The sequence below is a fragment of the Staphylococcus sp. FSL K6-0223 genome (genome assembly GCF_038008285.1).
The window spans coordinates 231,199-249,604 of record NZ_JBBOYX010000004.1; the positions used below are offsets into that span (position 1 = coordinate 231,199).

Sequence of the window (18,406 nt, forward strand, 5' to 3'; positions counted from 1 at the left end):
TCTTTTTAATTTACACACTAAAAAATATCCTCCTTAACAATAATAAGTTATTTAAATTATTGATTAAGGAGGATATCTTTATATCTATTTATTTCTCAATCTAGAACTAGATTTTTATCGTGCTTTCAGTTCATTTCCTGTCATCCATTTATGATTTTTAATGATTTTACCATTATCTTTGGATTTGTAATCAACTACGTAAACAGTCGTCTTTTTCACGTTATCTATATTGGCTGTAGCACCTTTCATACCAGACATATGACTTGCTTCTAATTTAACAGTATCGCCCTTACTAAATCCATCTTTAGGTGCATCTTTGATCTCTTCGTTTACGACCCATTTATGATTGTTTACTTTTTCATTTCCATTTGTGGGTTTATAACTTACAACATAGGCATATGTTTTATACGCACCTTTTACAGTAGCTTCTGCACCTTTCATACCTGGCATATGTCCTGCTGTAATCGTTACTTTATCTCCTACTTTAAATTCACCCTCATTAGTCGATGTCATATCTTCAGGAACTTTACTTTCATCATTATGCTTCATATGGCTCTCACTTTTTTGGTCATTAGTGTCTTTATCTTTTTCATCATTATTGGAGCAAGCTGATAATATTAGTAATGATCCTAATATCATAAAAAATAATTTTTTAATCATAATAAAACTCCTATCTTTTATTTTAATTTTAATGTAAAGGCATTAATTGCAACGATAACCGTACTTAGTGACATTAAAATAGCACCTAAAATCAAGCCGATAAATGCTAAAATACCAGCTGCTAAAGGTACAGCAACAATATTATAACCTGCACCCCACCATAAGTTTTGCACCATTTTTCTCATAGTATTATTTGAAAGGGTCAAGAAATGAATAATATCTGATGGATTACTTTTAACAAGTATGATATCACCTGAATCTACTGCAACATCTGTGCCTGCACCAATTGCTATACCAATATCGGCTCTTATAAGACTCGGCGCATCGTTGATACCGTCTCCGACCATCATGACTTTATTACCGTCACTTTGATAATCTTTTATAATGCTTTCCTTATCTTCTGGCATGAGTTGTGCGTGGACATCACTAATACCTAATTCTTTTGCGACAGCGTGTGCCACTTCATTATTATCACCTGTAAGCATGACTGGTGTAATATTTCTTGATAGTAAATCAGCTACCATTTGTTTTGAGCTTTCTTTAATTTGATCTCCTTGAGCAATCATGCCAATGACTTGTTGATCCTCAATTAAATAGCTGATTGAATTACCTTGTTGAGCTAATTTAGTAAACAAGTCATCGTCATAATTAAGTTTATGTTTATCAAGATAAGAGACATTTGTTATTTTATATGTTTTATTATCAATTAGACCTTCTAATCCGACACCCGGAATATTATTAACGTCTTGTGGATTAGTAAATGAAACATTTTTACTTTTCGCAAAATCAACAATACTTATAGCTAATGGGTGATTAGATTGACTTTCTAATGAGGCGAAAAGGCTTAATATTGTATCATTACTCAAATCATTTTTAAAGCTCTCATAATGATTCACAGAAAAGTTACCCTCAGTTAAAGTACCAGTTTTATCCATCATTACATAATCGATATGTTGAGCTATTTCTACAGACTCTCTATTTTTAATAATTAAACCATTATGTGCACCAATTGAAGTCGAACGTGCAGTGACTAAAGGTATTGCCAAGCCTAAAGCATGTGGACAAGCAATGACTAACACAGTTACAAGACGTTCTAATGCAAAATCAACATCATTTTGAATGAGCATCCAGACAATAAAAGAAATCACGCCAACAATTACAGCAAAGTAGAATAAATAACCCGCTACTTTATCAGATAACAATTCAGCACTAGATTTATCATTTTGTGCTTGATTAACAAGTCCCATAACTTGAGAAAGATATCCATCTTCTCCCACAGCTGTAACCTTGACTTGTATTGTTCCAGACCCATTAATAGAACCCCCGATGACGTTGTCATTTTGATTTTTTTGTACTTTTTTAGATTCTCCAGTGACTAGGGATTCATCTATAGATGTTTGTCCTTGAACGATAATACCATCTGTTGGAATGCTTTCTCCGGCTTTTACTTCGACGATATCATCAGTCATGATGTCTGATATTTTAACTTCTTCGCGTTGGCCATTATCCATAACTTTAATCGCACTATTAGGTAACAGTTCTGCCATTTTCTTTAAAGCATCTCCAGCATTTCCGACAGCATTCATTTCTATCCAATGTCCTAATAGCATAATTAAAATTAAGGTTGCTAATTCCCAAAAAAAGTCCATTGTATGACCAGTTGCACTACTAAAGTTATTCATATAAAAAGCATACAAGCTATAAATATAAGCTACTGAAATACCTAGGGCAACTAAGGTCATCATGCCTGGTTTTTTTGTAGCAATTTCATCTTTACCACCAGACAAGAACGGTTTACCACCATAAAAGAATAAAATTGTACTTAATACTAACACTACCCATTCAGAACCTGGAAATGTGAATTGAAAAGGTAAGTTAACACCCATCATTGGCGATAAAAGAATGATAGGTATTGCAAAAATTAATGAAACAAAAAACTTAACTTTAAAATTTCCATGATGATGTGCATGGCCACTATGATGATGTGAGGCATGGTTATCATGATGCATGTGATTGGAATGATTCATGTGATTTTGATGATTATGCTCTTCACCATTATTATTCAAATTAACCCCTCCTATTTATGAAAATATTATATTAGCTATACTTATACTATAACACATACCCCCTAGGGGTATAAACATTTTCGATTTATCTCCATTTATGGATTTATTTATATCATTCCGAAAATGATGTCTCCACGTCCTACATTAGACCTTGTCATCGATGTTTAAAACAAGGTTTTAATTAAATGTATTATTGCAAAAAGTATTATCTATATAGATATTTGTCTATATAGATGATAATCTATAATAAAGGAGGGATGACATCCATATGTCTTATAAGGAACTATCATTACAATTAAAAATTTTATCGGATCCAAGTCGATTAGAAATATTAGACTTATTATCTTGCGGTGAATTATGTGCTTGTGATTTATTAGCGTATTTTCAATTTTCACAACCTACATTAAGTCATCATATGAAAATTCTAGTAGATAATGAATTAGTATCTACACGAAAAGACGGTACTAAGCGCATGTACCGACTTAATCATAAGTCCTTAGATTCAATCAACAATGAATTAACTTATATTAGCTCTCCTACTCAACAATGTATGTGTAAAAAGATAAAGACAGGTGAATGTACATAATGACTATTCTAGCGATTATTATTTTTCTTTTAACTCTCATGTTTGTTATTTGGCAACCTAAGGGGTTAGATATTGGTATTACAGCATTGTTTGGTGCTATCATCGCTATTATTACAGGCGTTGTCAGTCTCTCGGATGTTATTGAAGTTACAGGGATTGTTTGGAATGCGACGTTAACCTTTGTCGCTGTTATACTCATTTCATTAATTTTAGATGAAATTGGATTTTTCGAATGGGCAGCTATACATATGGTCAGAGCTTCAAATGGTCATGGGTTTAAAATGTTTGTCTACATTATGTTGTTAGGCGCTATTGTAGCAGCTTTCTTTGCGAACGATGGAGCTGCATTAATTCTCACTCCAATCGTGCTCGCTATGGTAAGAAATTTAGGGTTTAATCAAAAAGTCATTTTTCCTTTTATCATTGCAAGTGGATTCATTGCAGATACTACGTCTCTTCCACTAATTGTAAGTAATTTGGTTAATATCGTTTCTGCTGACTACTTCCATATTGGATTTATTGAATATGTAAGTCGCATGATGATTCCCAATCTATTCTCTTTACTTGCAAGTATTGTTGTATTATGGCTATATTTCAGAAAATCCATACCTAAAACGTTCGATACAGAAAATCTATCAGATCCTAAAAGTGTAATTAAAGATTCTAAGTTATTTAAGCTTTCATGGATAGTATTAGCAGTACTACTAGTTGGATATCTTGTTAGCGAGTTTATCCAAATTCCTGTATCAATTATTGCTGGTATTATTGCTTTTATCTTTGTACTGTTAGCTCGCAATTCCGAAGCTGTGCATACGAAACAAGTAATTAAAGGTGCACCATGGAATATTGTCCTATTTTCAATTGGTATGTATTTAGTCGTATTCGGCTTGAAAAACGTAGGCATCACCACAATTTTAGCTGATGCATTATCCAATATTTCAAGTTATGGACTATTCAGTAGTGTTATGGGCATGGGCTTTATATCTGCTTTGTTATCATCAATTATGAATAATATGCCTACAGTTTTAATAGATGCAATTGCTATCGGACAATCGAATGTAGTTGGAACAATTAAAGAAGGTATGGTTTATGCGAATGTCATAGGTTCTGATTTAGGACCTAAAATAACACCGATTGGTTCTTTAGCAACATTATTGTGGCTACATGTCTTAACACAAAAAGGTGTGAAAATTTCGTGGGGAACATACTTTAAAACTGGAATTATCATTACTATTCCAGTCCTATTTGTAACACTCTTAGGTTTATACCTTACACTAATCATATTTTAAGAAAAGAGGCTTTAATTATGGATAAGAAAACAATTTATTTTATATGTACTGGTAACTCTTGTCGTAGCCAAATGGCTGAAGGTTGGGGAAAGGAAATATTGGGTGAAGATTGGAATGTCTATTCTGCTGGTATAGAAACGCATGGTGTTAATCCTAAAGCAATAGAAGCTATGAAAGAAGTGGATATTGATATCTCAAACCATACATCAGATTTGATTGATAGTGATATTTTAAAACAATCAGATTTGGTCGTAACATTATGTAGTGATGCAGACGATAATTGCCCTATATTACCACCTAATGTTAAAAAAGAACACTGGGGCTTTGATGATCCAGCAGGAAAAGAATGGCCAGAATTTCAACGTGTTAGAGATGAAATTGGAAAAAGAATACAAGAATTCAAAGAAACGCTCGTTTAATGTGAGCGTTTCTTTATATTTAAGTCATACATTTTATTAATAATGATTTCATTTCTATATCTTTGATATAATAGTATGCCATTTTCCCATCCTTGTAAAAATCCAGCACGTCTCTTTTATACAGCGCTCTCAAATGATGTGATGTTGAAGCTATACTCAAACCTAATGTTATAGATAAGTCGCAAACACATAATTCTTTCTCTTTAATTAGAGCTAATATAATTTTCAGCTTATTCTCATCACTTATCTTTAATAATGTATTGATAAGCCGTTGAGTTTTTTCTTCTTTTAAAAATCTTAAAGCATAATTCACTTTTTCCTCATGAACACAAATGACGTCACAAATTTTATTGTTACTCATATTAAGTCACACCTTAATTTATAATATAAATCCTAATATTGTTTGTATGGTTTCATTTTCAATAATAATAAATAAGCCCAATGCTATGTAGATAACAGCCATAATCCAACGACTGAACTTCTCAACAATTTCACCCACACCAGGAATTCTAGCTAGTTTTTGTGCTGTGAATACTAAAAAGAAAATTAAAACTAAAAATACAATTAAGGTAGTCAGTAATTCAACAATATCCAATGTTACAAAATAAGGGACAAATAAACCAATATTATCTGCACCACAACTTGCAATTGTCACTAAAGAAACAGTTCCTACTAATTTGGACAAACCTTTTTCGTTTAATTCTTTTTTTGCTCTTTTTTCGCCTTCACAATCATCATAAATAGCAACTTTTATACCTAAGTAGATGGGGATCAAACCTAATAAACCTAATATCCATTTCTCTGGAACATAATTTAACACAAAAGCTAAAAATAAACTGACTAATATGAGGATAATCGATCCTAAATATTGACCTATATAAATATCCCTATATTCTTTTCTAGTCTTTGCTCTAGCAAAAAATATTAATAAAATCACTAATAAATCTACCGCAGTTGCAATATAAAGTATTGCCGCAGTTATAATAGTCTGAACCATAGAGCACCTCATTCAAATATACATTTGAATGAATTGTATCATATATTGCATATCTTATGAATAATAAATATTAGAACCGAAAAGTGACACTTTAACTGATAGTAAGGGGCTGTGTATATACGAGTGATTTATAGATTCTTTGAGAATACGACTTAAAGCGATTTTAATTTGTCAGTTCATTGCATTTTGTTTTTTTAACAATTTCAATAATAAGAAGCACCTTATAGAACCTTCCTCATATTTGTCTTACAGGCCACATTATTACATTAATGGTACAATGCCACATAATAATTATATGAAAATATAATTATTTTATTTATTCTTACACTCATACACGCAAATTAACTTATGCTTTTCTTAATTTAGAAGCTTATCACTATAGAAAAATTGAAAAGTAAATGTCTGATATGAGCTTATTTAAACAAAGAGCACATAAGCGTTGTCAAGAGAATCATTTGATATACGTCGATTTTAAGTGTAAATATTAAAAAATCGCCTGGAACAAAAGTAATGTTCCAGGCGTGGCTATGATAAGTCTTATAATAGTTTCGCAAGTGCGACCATGACAAATTGTAATGGTAAACGAATGACATGCTGCTTAACACTATCTGTTCTATCTCTTTCATCTTTATAAGAGATGTTCTTACGTGCAGCGTAAATATTTGCAGGAAATACGAGCCAAAGGAATCCTTGTACTACTTTTCTTACGCGTGATCTATTTTTAGCACCGAGTACATAAAAAACAATTATAAATTCTAATATGCCCGAACACTTAACTATTGCGTGTTTGAAAGGTAAATAGGACGCCACGATTTTTAAAAACATATCTTTATTTTTAAAGTGTGAAACACCACTTTTATAAAACAGTAAACTAAATATGAATCTTACGATGATATTTTTCATAGTCTTCTCTATTCTTCAGCGACTTTGACAACTTGTTTACCAAAATTCTCTCCTGTGAATAACTTTCTAAATGCAGAAGGTAAATTGTCAAAACCTTCATCTATCGTCACTTCAAATTTAATTTTACCTTCAGACACCCATTGTGCGAGTTGTTCGCTTGCTTCTTTAAAATGATCAGCGAATTGTGCTACTACAAAACCTTGCATCAATGCTTGATTTTTAATCAACGTTCCTTGGATACGTGGTCCAATATCGTCTTTTTCATTATTATATGCTGAAATTGCACCACATACCGGAACGCGTGCAAATCGATTTAAGTATTTAAACACTTCATCAGAAATTGCGCCGCCAACATTTTCAAAATACACATCAATACCATCTGGTACAGCCGCTTCGAGTTGCTGTGCGAAATCATCTTGTTTATAGTCAATGGCCGCATCAAATCCTAATTCATCTGTTAAATATGTTGTTTTCTGCTTACCACCAGCAATACCGACAACTTTTGCGCCTTTAATCTTAGCAATTTGTCCTACGACAGAGCCTACTGCACCTGATGCAGCTGACACGACAACCGTCTCGCCAGATTGTGGCTGACCAATTTGAAGCAATCCTGTATAGGCTGTCATTCCCGGCATGCCTAAAACACTCAAATATAAATGTAATGGTACATCTTTTGATGGCACAGGGGTCACATCGTCTCCATTCACTGTATTTATCTTTTTCCATGGTAATATGCCTGTGACATAATCGCCGACAGATAGACGTTCATCGTTCGATTGTGTGACTTTTCCAACAATATGACCTTGTAATGGCTCATTCACTTGGAAAGGTTGAACATAACTTTTTGTATCATTCATTCTGCCTCTCATGTAAGGATCTACAGATACATAAATGGATTCTACTTGAACCTCACCTGCATGTGGTTCTCGAGTTTCTATTGTTTCAAATCTAAATACATCGTCTTGAGGGATACTTTGTGGTCGTTTTGCAAGTACAACTTGTTGATTATTCATTTATTATTCCTCCAGATATTTAGTCGTTGCATCTAATAATTCCAAATCACCATTGATGATTTGGAATTCGTGACCTTGTAATACTTCATCAGTTAATACAGAAACAAGCACTTCTGCTACATCTTCTCTTGTAATAGACGGATTTTGTACATTTTCAAATTGCGCACTCATATTGAATTGTTGCGTTTCATGTTCGTTTGTTAAAGCGCCTGGATGCACGATGGTATATTTTAAATTTGCATGTCTTAAGTAGTCATCCGCATAATGTTTAGCAATGGTGTATGGTTTCAAGTCGCCTGACGCATCAAACGCTTCTCGGCGTGAGTCGTACGTTGATACCATAATAAAGTGTTGATGATCGATCTGTTCACTTGCTTTAATTGCTTTCACTGCACCGTCTAAATCTACAATGATTGTTTGATCGTCACCTGTGCTCCCACCAGAACCGACGGAAAAAAGGATTTGATCATACGATTTAAATAATTCTATTAATTCATCAATAGATTGTTTTGCGACATCAATGTAAGTTGCATCGATACCATCTGCTTTTAAAGCTTCAACTTGTTCTTCTTTCCTAACACCGGCAGTAAAATCAACATCTCTTGCTTTCAGTTTACGTACGAGATGTTGACCGACGCCACCATTAGCACCGATAATTAATGATTTCATGTGTATCGCTCCTTTATAAAATTATTGATTAGCTAAGATTTTTAAAGCATTTTCAGCAACTGCATGTCCTGATTGGGGATTTTGACCAGTGACAATGCGACCATCTACGACTGCAAAATTACTCCAGTCAGCCTCTTTTTTAAAATGTGCACCGTTACTAATAAATTCGTCTTCTAATAAATATGGCATGTATTCAGTTGTACCATTTGCTTGTTCTTCACTATTTGTAAAACCAGTCACATCTTTATGACGAACGAGATAATCGCCATTTTCTTTAATATCGAGTAGACCAGCCGCACCATGACATACAGAAGAGAGAACGCCTTGGTTATTGTAAATACTTAGCGCAATGTCGTTTAGTTCTTTGTTATTTCTTAAATCCCAAATCGCACCATGTCCACCTGCAAAGTAAATGGCTTGATAGTCGCTAGGATTAACCTCTTTTGGAGATAATGTTTGTCCAAATTTATTCATATAATCATGATCCGTGTAGTATTCCCAGTCCTCGGCTCCCATCATTTCAGGGCTAAGACTGATAGGATCAAGAGGCACATACCCACCATTCGGACTTACAAAATCAACATCATAACCTGCGTCATAGAAATCTTTCGCAAAGTGCGTAACCTCTGAGAACCACGCACCTGTAGGTCTTTCTAAATTATCGTATTTCGCAATGTTTGTTACAACAATTAAAGCCTTTTTCATTGTCTTTCCTCCTCATTCATGTTTATATAGAATACAATATCAGTTAAACCTTGGTTTAAGAGAAAGGATATGCTTACATGAAACAATATTACATTGAATATGTCTCAGATTATTGCAATATACCTAAAAGCAAACTGCGTTATTACGAGAAAAAGAGTATCTTAAAACACATCGACAGAGATAGCAATAACAAGCGTTTATACACAGACGACGATATCGAAATGATTAAATTTATCCAGTGCTTAAGCAATTTGAATATGCCATTAAAAGAAATCCGAAAAAACACAGACATGCTTTATCAAAACCAAATAGATGTCCCAAGCGTGTTACGCGCACACCTAGAATTCTTGAATGAACAACGGAATTTGATCAGTACACATATCGACTTAATTGAACAAAAATTACAAACTGCCATGACTGAGTGACGAGGGAAAAGGGAGTGTGTGAATTAAAAGAACGATGAGAAGAGTATGGAGGAATAGTTAATGAATAAGCATAAGGAAATTTTAGATTTTAAAGATGAAGTGTGTATGTAAAGGCGATAGGTGGATACGCAAAGCTGGAATGAGTCAGAAAATTGCGTCGGGTGGATAAGCTAGAATAGAATGAGTGGGCGATGGATGGATAGGCTAAAACGGTTATAATATACCTTATACCTAAAATTACAGAGTACTAAAACTATCTTATCTGACATCTCTTGACGAGTTCTGCTTATCGGTTGTTGATGGGGTTTTTTGTAATTGATTTTTCGTACAGCTAGATAAAACGATATATTACTACTATAAATACTTTACATCTAATATCAACTAGTAGCATAAATGCTTAATATATACAAAAAGCTCTCTCAAGTTGTAAGACTTAATAGAGTATATTATTTGTTATCTTTTTACATAAAATTACTTATTGGTACTTTTGTAATTTCAATTACTATCCCATTTCATAAAATATTCATATTCTTGAGTTTCTACTTCAAATTCCTTAGATCGTATTTCAAATTGATGTTTTGTATAAAAACGAATGGCTCCTTCATTCTTCTCATTTACATGTAAATTAAGTACATTATAATCGCTTTTTAATCTTTCCAATAAAAACCTTCCTATACCTTTATTACGGTAATTATCTGTAATAAAAAGACCTGCAATATATTGTTCAATCCACTTTATAACGAAATTACTTAATACAAATAATTATAACAAATCAAGAACCTATGTTCTCTCTATATATTCACAATTCTTAAGATATAATTATTTAAAAAATAGAAATGAGTGATTTAATGTATAGCAATTGGGGACGTGAGTTACAATCAATAATTGAAAATATAGATACGAAAGACGTAAAAGAAGTGATGAGTCAAGCAAGTAAGTCTTATGAGGAATTAAATAGTAAACGCTACACTCGTAACAAGGAAAAATATCCAATGATTTTAAATGACATAGTTAAATATGAATTATATCTTCTTGATGGATGCAATAATGTAGATGAGGAAAACAAACCAAAAAAGTGGGAAGATCATGATTTATTTGTGCCAACTAAAACTAACTTTTCAGCAAATTTCAAAAAGTTTTGTCTTGCACTTGGTATTGATTCTGAAAATTTTAAAATTGGAAAATTCTATGCATTTAAATATGATAGTAAACTTGTTATACATGATATATTGTCGAATAACTCTGATTATATCCATTTTTTAAAAAATGGCGTTAATAAAAAAGACTTAGAATCTACAAATAAAATTAATGATAACATATATTATTTTATAAAAAATGAAATTACTAATCCTATTGATTATAAAACTGCTATGACAAATTATTATTTATATTTCTTAATCGATTCAAATATCGAAGTTGGTATAAAATCTAAGGTTATCGATATTATAACAGCACCAAATGTTAGCAGTGCTCAAAAAATAGATATAATTAATTACTATATGGATGAATTAGATGAACTCAAGGACGAAGTTAATGCAAGATTAGCTGCAACCCAATCTTATAGCTATAGTGACTATTTAGAACAAGAATGCCGTGTTCAAATTGACGTAAACCTTGCAAAGTATTTAACTAAAAAAGAAACTCAAGCATCTGCCCCTAAATCCTTAGTAACTAGATTATTAAGTCAAAGCGAGCTAGTAGATCCACCAGAGTACACCAAAGAAAATCGCAACAAACTTATTTCTGAATTAAAAAAAGCTTTAAATTATCATTTAAAGAACAACAACGATAAAAATAACCTTGATGATTCTGAATATTTTTATATCACGTCAAAATAGTAACCATCATTATAGAAGTGCCGATTTTTCATCGGCACTTCTTTTTTGTCAATATATTTCTTCATAATTTTTGTCTGGAATTTTAAAGGTTATTTTACAGACTTACTCCTCACACTATTACCTATATAGTTATATATGTATTCGGCCGATACACAAATTAATACATTCGGAGGTAAATAATTATGAAGTACGAAGGTGAATATTTTGTAAAGCACACACCAAGTGTTCCATTTATCATTATTAGTAAGAATAGTAAATGGAACTCAGTTTATCTGAAAACAGGCCCGAATCCAAAGCGTCAAAAGCGTAATTGGAAAGGCGGTAACAACTAATGACGAACAACATATTCAAGCAATATCCATACTGGTTAGATTCAACTGCATGGTATGAACTTATTCGAGCAAAAAACAAAAATGACGAAGATAAGATAATTCGTTTATCTAGTCCAATCATCATAAAAAACAAATTTCTCGACCCTACTACAGGGGTTGAGAAATTGACTATCACGGATGGCAAAAATATTGAACGTATTGAAACGTCAGATATTCTAACGACACAAAAGTTACCTAGACTGGTTATGTTTGGGTTCAGCATCAATGAAAAGTACATTAAATCGCTAGGTAATGCACTACAATTAATGCGTCAATCACTACCCATTTCTACATTGTATACAGGTGTAGGTGTCTTACGTACTGATGAAGGTACTGTCATTTCATTAGATGAACCATATCTTTCAAAAGACATCGAGCAGTCTCAGGCTGATGAAATCATTTGTGAAACAAAGTATGACTTACAACCTAAAGGTACATTTGAAGGCTGGTGGAAAATGTATCTTGATGAAGTAAAAGGAAACTTGTTACTGGAGCTTGCTGTGATATTTGGTGTTTCTTCATTAGTGACTGCGTTCTTAAAAACAAAGCATGAAGTCGAATATTTTGGCACGATATTTTCATTTATGGGGAACTCTAGTACGGGTAAATCGACTGCAGCGGCATTAGCAGTTTCAATAGCAGGTAATCCATCTAAAGGTGACCAAACATTATTCAGAGGTTGGAACGGCACCCGTAATGCAATTGAAGGATACTTAAGTAACAACTTTGGTGTTCCTATTGTATTAGACGAATTATCAGCAGCGACCTTTAAAGATACCAATGGTTTGCTTTATTCGCTTGCAGAAGGTCAAGGTCGCCTACGTGCTAATCGAGAGGGAAATGTAAAAAAACCTCACCATTTTGGATCTAGTGTGATTAGTACAGCAGAACACACGATTTTTAAAGATGCTAGTGCAAATGATGGTTTGAGAGCAAGATGCATCGAAATTTCTGATGTCTTTACAACAAGCGCTGACAATGCAGACGCCATTAAAAAAGGAACATCAAAAAACTATGGACACGTAATGCCGTTAGTAGCTGAATACCTTCTAAATCGTGAATCTGAAGTAATCAAGTGGTTTTATAAAGAACATGATTGGTTCAAAGCACAGCTTAACAATGAAACAAACAATGTAGGTATACGTATGTTCAAGCGCTATGCCACCATTACGACTTCAGCACGAATATTAGAACGTGTAATCGCAACTCCTATCGATTTGGATGCAGTTAGAGAATATCTAGTTAGTTATCATGTAGATTCCGTAAGTGAGCGCAGTTTGGGATCCAAGGCGATTGATAGTGTAGTTCAGTTCGTGGCACGCAATCGTAGTAAGTTTGCGGAAAATGAAAAACTCTCCATAATGACTGAAAATTATGGCCTTATTGAGCTGAAAGACGATCACATTCAAGTCAAGATGCTTAAAGATGTTTTTAAACATATGTTAGAAGAAAACCAATACCAAGATGTAAAAAATGTAATAGATAGTTTAAGAGCAGAAGGATATATCCAGATGGATTCCGATCGGATAGCTATCAAACGTAATGTCAAAGATACTCAAGGCAAAACAAAAACGATCTTGTTCTACCATCTTGTATTGCCTAGTGAGTTTGCACCTGTTCTCGGTTTAAGCTCAAATTCTGAACCATTCACACCACCGCAATTTGATAATAATACAACAAATAAGGAATTACTCAACAAATTTGTTAAAGACGGTAGAGAATGGGAAGAAAAGGGCGATTTAGAACTCTAAATATGAATATCGCTACAACGCGCTATGTGCGTTGTAGCTCATTAAATTAATCGGAGACATAAAAATGAAAACAAAAGTCAACTTATTAAATTACACAATTGATTCGGTAGAAGTCGATGATCATCAAAAACCTATTGTCGTTAATTATATCGACAGATACTACCATATGCAACAATATGTATTAACTGAAACGGAACAGAAGCTACTAAAATTTTATCACTTGTACCCTGAATTCATAAATGAAAAAGAGATAACTGAACATATTGTTCCAAGTACACGGAGTGAACGAATAACAATGCAACATGTTATCAATTCAATATAATTTGATATTTGGAGGTTGAACCATATGGACGAATTAATCACATTACTCGCTGATTTAGTGATTGAAGAAATTAATCATGCTGATGACTAATAATAACGCCCAACACCAGGCAGGTGTTGGGCTCATCTATAAATTCGTTCATAAATATATATTATCACTTCGAAAGGAGGAAACAAGATGAAACAAGCAATTGGTTACTTACGACAGAGCACTACAAAGCAACAATCCTTAGCAGCTCAAAAACAAACCATCAAGGTATTAGCCGAAAAACATAATATTCAACACATTACCTTTTATAGCGATAAACAATCAGGACGTACTAATAAGCGGAATGGTTATCAACAAATTACTGAACTGATTCAACAGGGACAATGTGACGTATTATGTTGCTATCGTCTAAATCGACTTCATCGTAATTTGAAAAATGCATTAAAGCTCATGAAATTATGTCAAACGTATCATGTTCATATCTTAAGCGTTCATGATGGCTACTTCGACATGGATAAAGCATTCGATCGGCTCAAACTCAATATTTTCATCAGCTTGGCCGAACTAGAATCTGATAATATAGGCGAACAAGTCAAAAATGGAATCAAAGAAAAAGCGAGACAAGGTAAACTAATTACAACACATGCCCCCTTTGGGTATCACTATCATAATGGTACTTTCACAATAGACACAGTAAAATCACCAACAGTAAAAGCTGTGTTCAATTATTACCTTCAAGGTTATGGTTATAAAAAAATTGCGCAATACTTAGAAGCTGATGATAAATTCATTAATCGCAAGCCCTATCAAGTGCGTAATATTATCCTTAACCCTAATTACTGTGGCCGTGTTATCAATCAATACGGACAATATGAAAACATGTTCCCAGCTATTGTCAGTACAACGATATACGAAGAAGCTCAAGTTACCCGAACTCAGAAACAAGTCAAACGTAAGCCGTCAGAAAATCAACTCAAACAAAAAATCAAATGTCCCTATTGCCATTCGACACTCACAAACATGACCGTCCGAAAACCAAATCATTCATTGCGTTACTATGTCTGTCCGAAAAATATGAATAACGCTCGCTTTGTTTGTGAATTTAAAGGAATCAACGCACAAGAATTAGAAACAAGTGTTTTAGCGACTTGTCAGGACTTCTTTCAAAATCAACAGCTCTATTCAAAAATAAATCATACTATTCAACAACGACTCAAAAGACAAAGAGATATAGAAACTAAAACTACACTCAATCACGAGCAGCTGATAGAAAAATTAGCCCAAGGCAAAATTGATGCAGATACGTTCAGAGAACAATCGCAATCATTTCGACAACAGTCAAACCCTATAACATCAATCAATGCACATCAAATTCGAAAGGTTTTTCAAAATATCATACAACAACGTTTCACGTTAAACATGTTGTACCCTTACATTGATGAAATTCATATTACCAAAAATAAAACACTTACGGGTATCTATTTCAAAAATGAGCCCTTAAACATCGTCAATCAAACGGCGCAATCATCGATTGCTTAATCAGAAAGGATGAAAAAGTCATGCAACAACTCAAACAAAAACGTGTCGGTATCTATGTCCGTGTATCGACTGAAATCCAAAATACAGAAGGTTATAGTATTAATGGCCAAATCAATCAGATTAGAGACTACTGTCAATTTCACCATTTTGAAGTCACAGATATTTACGCTGATCGTGGTATCTCAGGAAAATCTATGAACCGTCCTGAGCTCCAACGTATGTTGAAGGATGCGAATGAAGGTCATATCGATTGTGTCATGGTGTACAAAACAAACCGACTGGCACGTAATACATCAGACTTACTCAAAATTGTCGAAGATTTGCATAAGCAAAATGTCGAATTTTTCAGTTTGTCTGAACGTATGGAAGTCAATACTTCTTCTGGAAAACTCATGTTACAAATACTTGCGAGCTTCTCTGAATTCGAACGCAATAACATTGTCGAGAATGTATTCATGGGACAAACCAGACGTGCACAAGAAGGCTATTATCAAGGGAATTTGCCACTAGGATATGACAAAATACCTGATAATAAACACGAACTGATGATTAATCAACATGAAGCGAATATCGTGAAATATATATTCGAATCTTATGCCAAAGGACATGGTTATCGTAAAATTGCCAATGCCCTCAATCACAAAGGATATGTTACTAAAAAAGGTAATCCTTTTAGCATCAATTCAATAACCTATATCTTAGTCAATCCATTCTACATTGGTAAAATTCAATTTGCGAAGTACAAAGATTGGAATGAAAAGCGTCGTAAAGGACTAAATGATAAACCTATTATAGCTGATGGTAAACACCCTCCTATTATTAGTCAAGAATTATGGGATAAAGTCCAATCACGCAAAAAACAGGTCAGTCAAAAACCTCAAGTTCATGGGAAAGGAACCAATCTATTAACAGGTATTATTCACTGCCCACAATGTGGTGCACCAATGGCAGCTAGTAACACAACGAACACATTGAAAGATGGTACTAAGAAGCGAATACGTTATTATTCTTGTAGTAACTTCCGAAACAAAGGCTCAAAAGTATGTTCTGCGAATAGCGTTAGAGCCGATGTCATTGAGAAATACGTTATGGATCAAATAATTGAAATTGTCAAAAGCGATAAAGTTCTCAAACAAGTTGTCGAACGTGTTAATCAAGATAATCAAGTCGATGTAGCTGCACTCAATCATGATATTGCTTATAAACAACAACAATTTGATGAAGTAAACATCAAACTTAAAAATCTCGTTCAAACCATCGAAGACAATCCAGACTTAACATCTGCACTCAAACCAACCATTCATCAATATGAAACAAAACTGAATGATATTACAAACCAAATGAATCAACTCAAGCAGCAACAAAATCAAGAGAAACCATCTTATGATACGAAACAAATCGCTGCCCTATTACAACGAATATTTCAAAATATAGAATCCATGGATAAATCACAGCTCAAAGCATTATACCTAACGGTTATTGACCGTATTGATATTCGTAAAGACGAGAATCATAAAAAACAATTCTATGTCACTCTCAAGCTCAATAATGAAATTATTAAACAACTTTTTAATAATAACAATCTAGACGAAGTGCTCCTCAGCACTTCGTCTTTGTTTTTGCCTCAAACACTCTACTTTCAAATATAATATCTATGTACTGTCCTTTCGTCATTCAATAACACTCATCTAACAAATATATTCAACACGCTAACAAATCATGGCTCAATGTGAAGCTTATATTGATATGACGAAAGAACATCTCAAAACAAAATATAAGTGGGATAGTAACGGGATTGGCTAACTTCATGTAGGAGAAGGATTACGCAAGCGTAATCCCAAAATCCCGTTATTATTTATAAATAAATAATATAAAAAGAAAAAGTAAGTCGTAATAACACCACCAAATCCAAATGATATATAAATATATACCTATATTTCCCAACAAATGAGCGGGATAACGGGATTTTCTTGTCATATCAATGTTTGTAGCAGTTTTTCATATGGGATTTTCTCTTATTCCCACCGGGATTCGTAATAAATGACAAATCAAATATATATTATCCCAATGATGTATATCAACTACATCACTATCACACTATCTAGGAGGCAACGATATGAAAACAACCACTCAAGAACTCAAACAATATATAACTCGTCTATTCCAACTATCTAACAACGAAACATGGGAATGTGAAGCGTTAGAAGAAGCAGCAGAAAATATACTTCCTACTCGTTTTGTAGACCATACCCCACTTGCGCATCTTACACTTGACACTTATACCTACTATAATGATGAGCTACATGAGCTAAGTATCTATCCATTTCTAATGTATGCTAATAATCAACTCATCAGTATTGGTTATCTAGATCATTTTGATATGGATTTTCTCTACCTCACTGATACTAAAAATACGATTATCGATGAACGTCATCTACTAAAAGAAGGAGGGAATCACCATGAATAATTGGATCAAAGTGGCACAAATATCTGTTACAGTCATTAACGAAGTGATTGACATCATGAAAGAAAAGCAAAATGGAGGAAAATAGTATGCAAATCAATCGATATATCACAAGAGGCATTAGTGAACACTTATCTCTAGACCTTCAAATCTTACTTTGGAACATGGTAAAAGAACGGGACAATCAACCTCAGACAGATTACCTACACATTTTTAAACTGCAAGAAGATGAGAATATACTCTCAATCACACATGAACAAGAACAACCTGCATACAAATTGGAATATCACTATACAAACTATGTAAAAAATCAAAATGCATTACCTAAGAAAGTCTACGTCATCCGAGAAGATGATGTAGACGTTTTTTATTATGTGATGCTTTTACCAGAAGAATACTAA

The 18,406-nt window shown here is 33.5% G+C and carries 21 protein-coding genes; 12 read left to right on the forward strand and 9 right to left on the reverse strand.

The window, feature by feature from the left end:
• Positions 1 to 114 precede the first annotated feature (114 nt).
• Together MHI13_RS21845 and MHI13_RS21850 are read right to left on the reverse strand one after the other, a co-directional pair.
• Positions 115 to 660, reverse strand: a complete 546-nt coding sequence (locus MHI13_RS21845) for a YdhK family protein (protein WP_031869236.1) — start codon at positions 658 to 660, stop codon at positions 115 to 117.
• A gap of 17 nt (positions 661 to 677) precedes the next feature.
• A complete protein-coding gene (locus MHI13_RS21850) occupies positions 678 to 2,726 on the reverse strand; it encodes a heavy metal translocating P-type ATPase (RefSeq protein WP_340762044.1) in 2,049 nt (682 codons plus the stop codon).
• 268 nt (positions 2,727 to 2,994) lie between these two features.
• Here MHI13_RS21850 and MHI13_RS21855 point away from each other — a divergent pair, with 268 nt between their 5' ends.
• From MHI13_RS21855 to arsC, 3 genes are read left to right on the forward strand one after another with little or no spacing between them, the layout of a single operon-like run.
• Positions 2,995 to 3,312, forward strand: coding sequence for an ArsR/SmtB family transcription factor (locus MHI13_RS21855; RefSeq protein ID WP_011274435.1), 318 nt, complete (start codon positions 2,995 to 2,997; stop codon positions 3,310 to 3,312).
• Positions 3,309 to 4,601, forward strand: coding sequence for an arsenite efflux transporter membrane subunit ArsB (gene arsB, locus MHI13_RS21860; protein WP_172425791.1), 1,293 nt, complete (start codon positions 3,309 to 3,311; stop codon positions 4,599 to 4,601). Before MHI13_RS21855 ends, arsB begins: the two co-directional genes overlap by 4 nt.
• A gap of 17 nt (positions 4,602 to 4,618) precedes the next feature.
• Complete coding sequence (gene arsC / locus MHI13_RS21865) at positions 4,619 to 5,020, forward strand: arsenate reductase (thioredoxin) (protein WP_061054996.1); 402 nt, start codon at positions 4,619 to 4,621, stop codon at positions 5,018 to 5,020.
• A 19-nt stretch (positions 5,021 to 5,039) separates the two neighbouring features.
• Here the strand turns inward: arsC and MHI13_RS21870 are convergent, their stop codons facing one another.
• The 6 genes from MHI13_RS21870 to MHI13_RS21895 all read right to left on the reverse strand — a co-directional run bounded on the left by MHI13_RS21870 (position 5,040) and on the right by MHI13_RS21895 (position 9,307).
• The gene (locus MHI13_RS21870; protein WP_011274432.1) at positions 5,040 to 5,381 is read right to left on the reverse strand and encodes an ArsR/SmtB family transcription factor; all 342 of its coding nucleotides are present in this window, start codon (positions 5,379 to 5,381) and stop codon (positions 5,040 to 5,042) included.
• An 18-nt stretch (positions 5,382 to 5,399) separates the two neighbouring features.
• Positions 5,400 to 6,017: a CadD family cadmium resistance transporter gene (locus tag MHI13_RS21875; RefSeq protein ID WP_046308857.1), complete on the reverse strand. Its 618-nt coding sequence runs from the start codon at positions 6,015 to 6,017 to the stop codon at positions 5,400 to 5,402.
• Positions 6,018 to 6,554: 537 nt separating this feature from the next.
• Positions 6,555 to 6,920, reverse strand: coding sequence for a DoxX family protein (locus MHI13_RS21880; protein WP_061054994.1), 366 nt, complete (start codon positions 6,918 to 6,920; stop codon positions 6,555 to 6,557).
• 8 nt (positions 6,921 to 6,928) lie between these two features.
• Positions 6,929 to 7,933 (reverse strand): NADP-dependent oxidoreductase, encoded by a 1,005-nt coding sequence (locus MHI13_RS21885; RefSeq protein WP_002434486.1) that lies wholly within the window; start codon positions 7,931 to 7,933, stop codon positions 6,929 to 6,931.
• Between the two features lie 3 nt (positions 7,934 to 7,936).
• Complete coding sequence (locus MHI13_RS21890) at positions 7,937 to 8,602, reverse strand: NAD(P)-binding oxidoreductase (protein ID WP_064210483.1); 666 nt, start codon at positions 8,600 to 8,602, stop codon at positions 7,937 to 7,939.
• A 21-nt stretch (positions 8,603 to 8,623) separates the two neighbouring features.
• Positions 8,624 to 9,307 carry a type 1 glutamine amidotransferase domain-containing protein gene (locus tag MHI13_RS21895; RefSeq protein ID WP_002434046.1) on the reverse strand — a complete coding sequence of 228 codons (684 nt, stop codon included), beginning with the start codon at positions 9,305 to 9,307 and terminating at the stop codon, positions 8,624 to 8,626.
• Between the two features lie 77 nt (positions 9,308 to 9,384).
• Between MHI13_RS21895 and MHI13_RS21900 the strand changes: the two genes are divergently transcribed.
• A complete protein-coding gene (locus MHI13_RS21900) occupies positions 9,385 to 9,732 on the forward strand; it encodes a MerR family transcriptional regulator (protein WP_002434548.1) in 348 nt (115 codons plus the stop codon).
• A gap of 495 nt (positions 9,733 to 10,227) precedes the next feature.
• Here MHI13_RS21900 and MHI13_RS21905 read toward each other — a convergent pair whose 3' ends face one another.
• Positions 10,228 to 10,470, reverse strand: a complete 243-nt coding sequence (locus MHI13_RS21905) for a GNAT family N-acetyltransferase (protein WP_306299722.1) — start codon at positions 10,468 to 10,470, stop codon at positions 10,228 to 10,230.
• 110 nt (positions 10,471 to 10,580) lie between these two features.
• Between MHI13_RS21905 and MHI13_RS21910 the strand changes: the two genes are divergently transcribed.
• The 8 genes from MHI13_RS21910 (at position 10,581) to MHI13_RS21945 (ending at position 18,406) form a co-directional block, all read left to right on the forward strand.
• Complete coding sequence (locus tag MHI13_RS21910) at positions 10,581 to 11,570, forward strand: hypothetical protein (protein WP_023350832.1); 990 nt, start codon at positions 10,581 to 10,583, stop codon at positions 11,568 to 11,570.
• A gap of 182 nt (positions 11,571 to 11,752) precedes the next feature.
• On the forward strand, positions 11,753 to 11,902 hold the full coding sequence (locus MHI13_RS21915) for a hypothetical protein (protein ID WP_002434105.1): 150 nt from the start codon (positions 11,753 to 11,755) through the stop codon (positions 11,900 to 11,902).
• Entirely contained in the window at positions 11,902 to 13,692 is a 1,791-nt protein-coding gene (cch1, locus tag MHI13_RS21920) for a cassette chromosome replicative helicase (protein ID WP_064210484.1), read from the forward strand. The genes MHI13_RS21915 and cch1 overlap by 1 nt, the downstream gene beginning before the upstream one ends.
• Positions 13,693 to 13,756: 64 nt before the next feature.
• Positions 13,757 to 14,014 (forward strand): hypothetical protein, encoded by a 258-nt coding sequence (locus tag MHI13_RS21925; protein WP_023350830.1) that lies wholly within the window; start codon positions 13,757 to 13,759, stop codon positions 14,012 to 14,014.
• A gap of 177 nt (positions 14,015 to 14,191) precedes the next feature.
• The gene (ccrA, locus tag MHI13_RS21930; protein WP_023350829.1) at positions 14,192 to 15,541 is read left to right on the forward strand and encodes a cassette chromosome recombinase CcrA; all 1,350 of its coding nucleotides are present in this window, start codon (positions 14,192 to 14,194) and stop codon (positions 15,539 to 15,541) included.
• A gap of 20 nt (positions 15,542 to 15,561) precedes the next feature.
• Positions 15,562 to 17,190, forward strand: coding sequence for a cassette chromosome recombinase CcrB (ccrB, locus tag MHI13_RS21935; RefSeq protein WP_064210485.1), 1,629 nt, complete (start codon positions 15,562 to 15,564; stop codon positions 17,188 to 17,190).
• Positions 17,191 to 17,657: 467 nt separating this feature from the next.
• A complete protein-coding gene (locus MHI13_RS21940; RefSeq protein WP_064210486.1) occupies positions 17,658 to 18,008 on the forward strand; it encodes an SAUGI family uracil-DNA glycosylase inhibitor in 351 nt (116 codons plus the stop codon).
• 86 nt (positions 18,009 to 18,094) lie between these two features.
• Complete coding sequence (locus tag MHI13_RS21945) at positions 18,095 to 18,406, forward strand: DUF960 family protein (RefSeq protein ID WP_053018072.1); 312 nt, start codon at positions 18,095 to 18,097, stop codon at positions 18,404 to 18,406.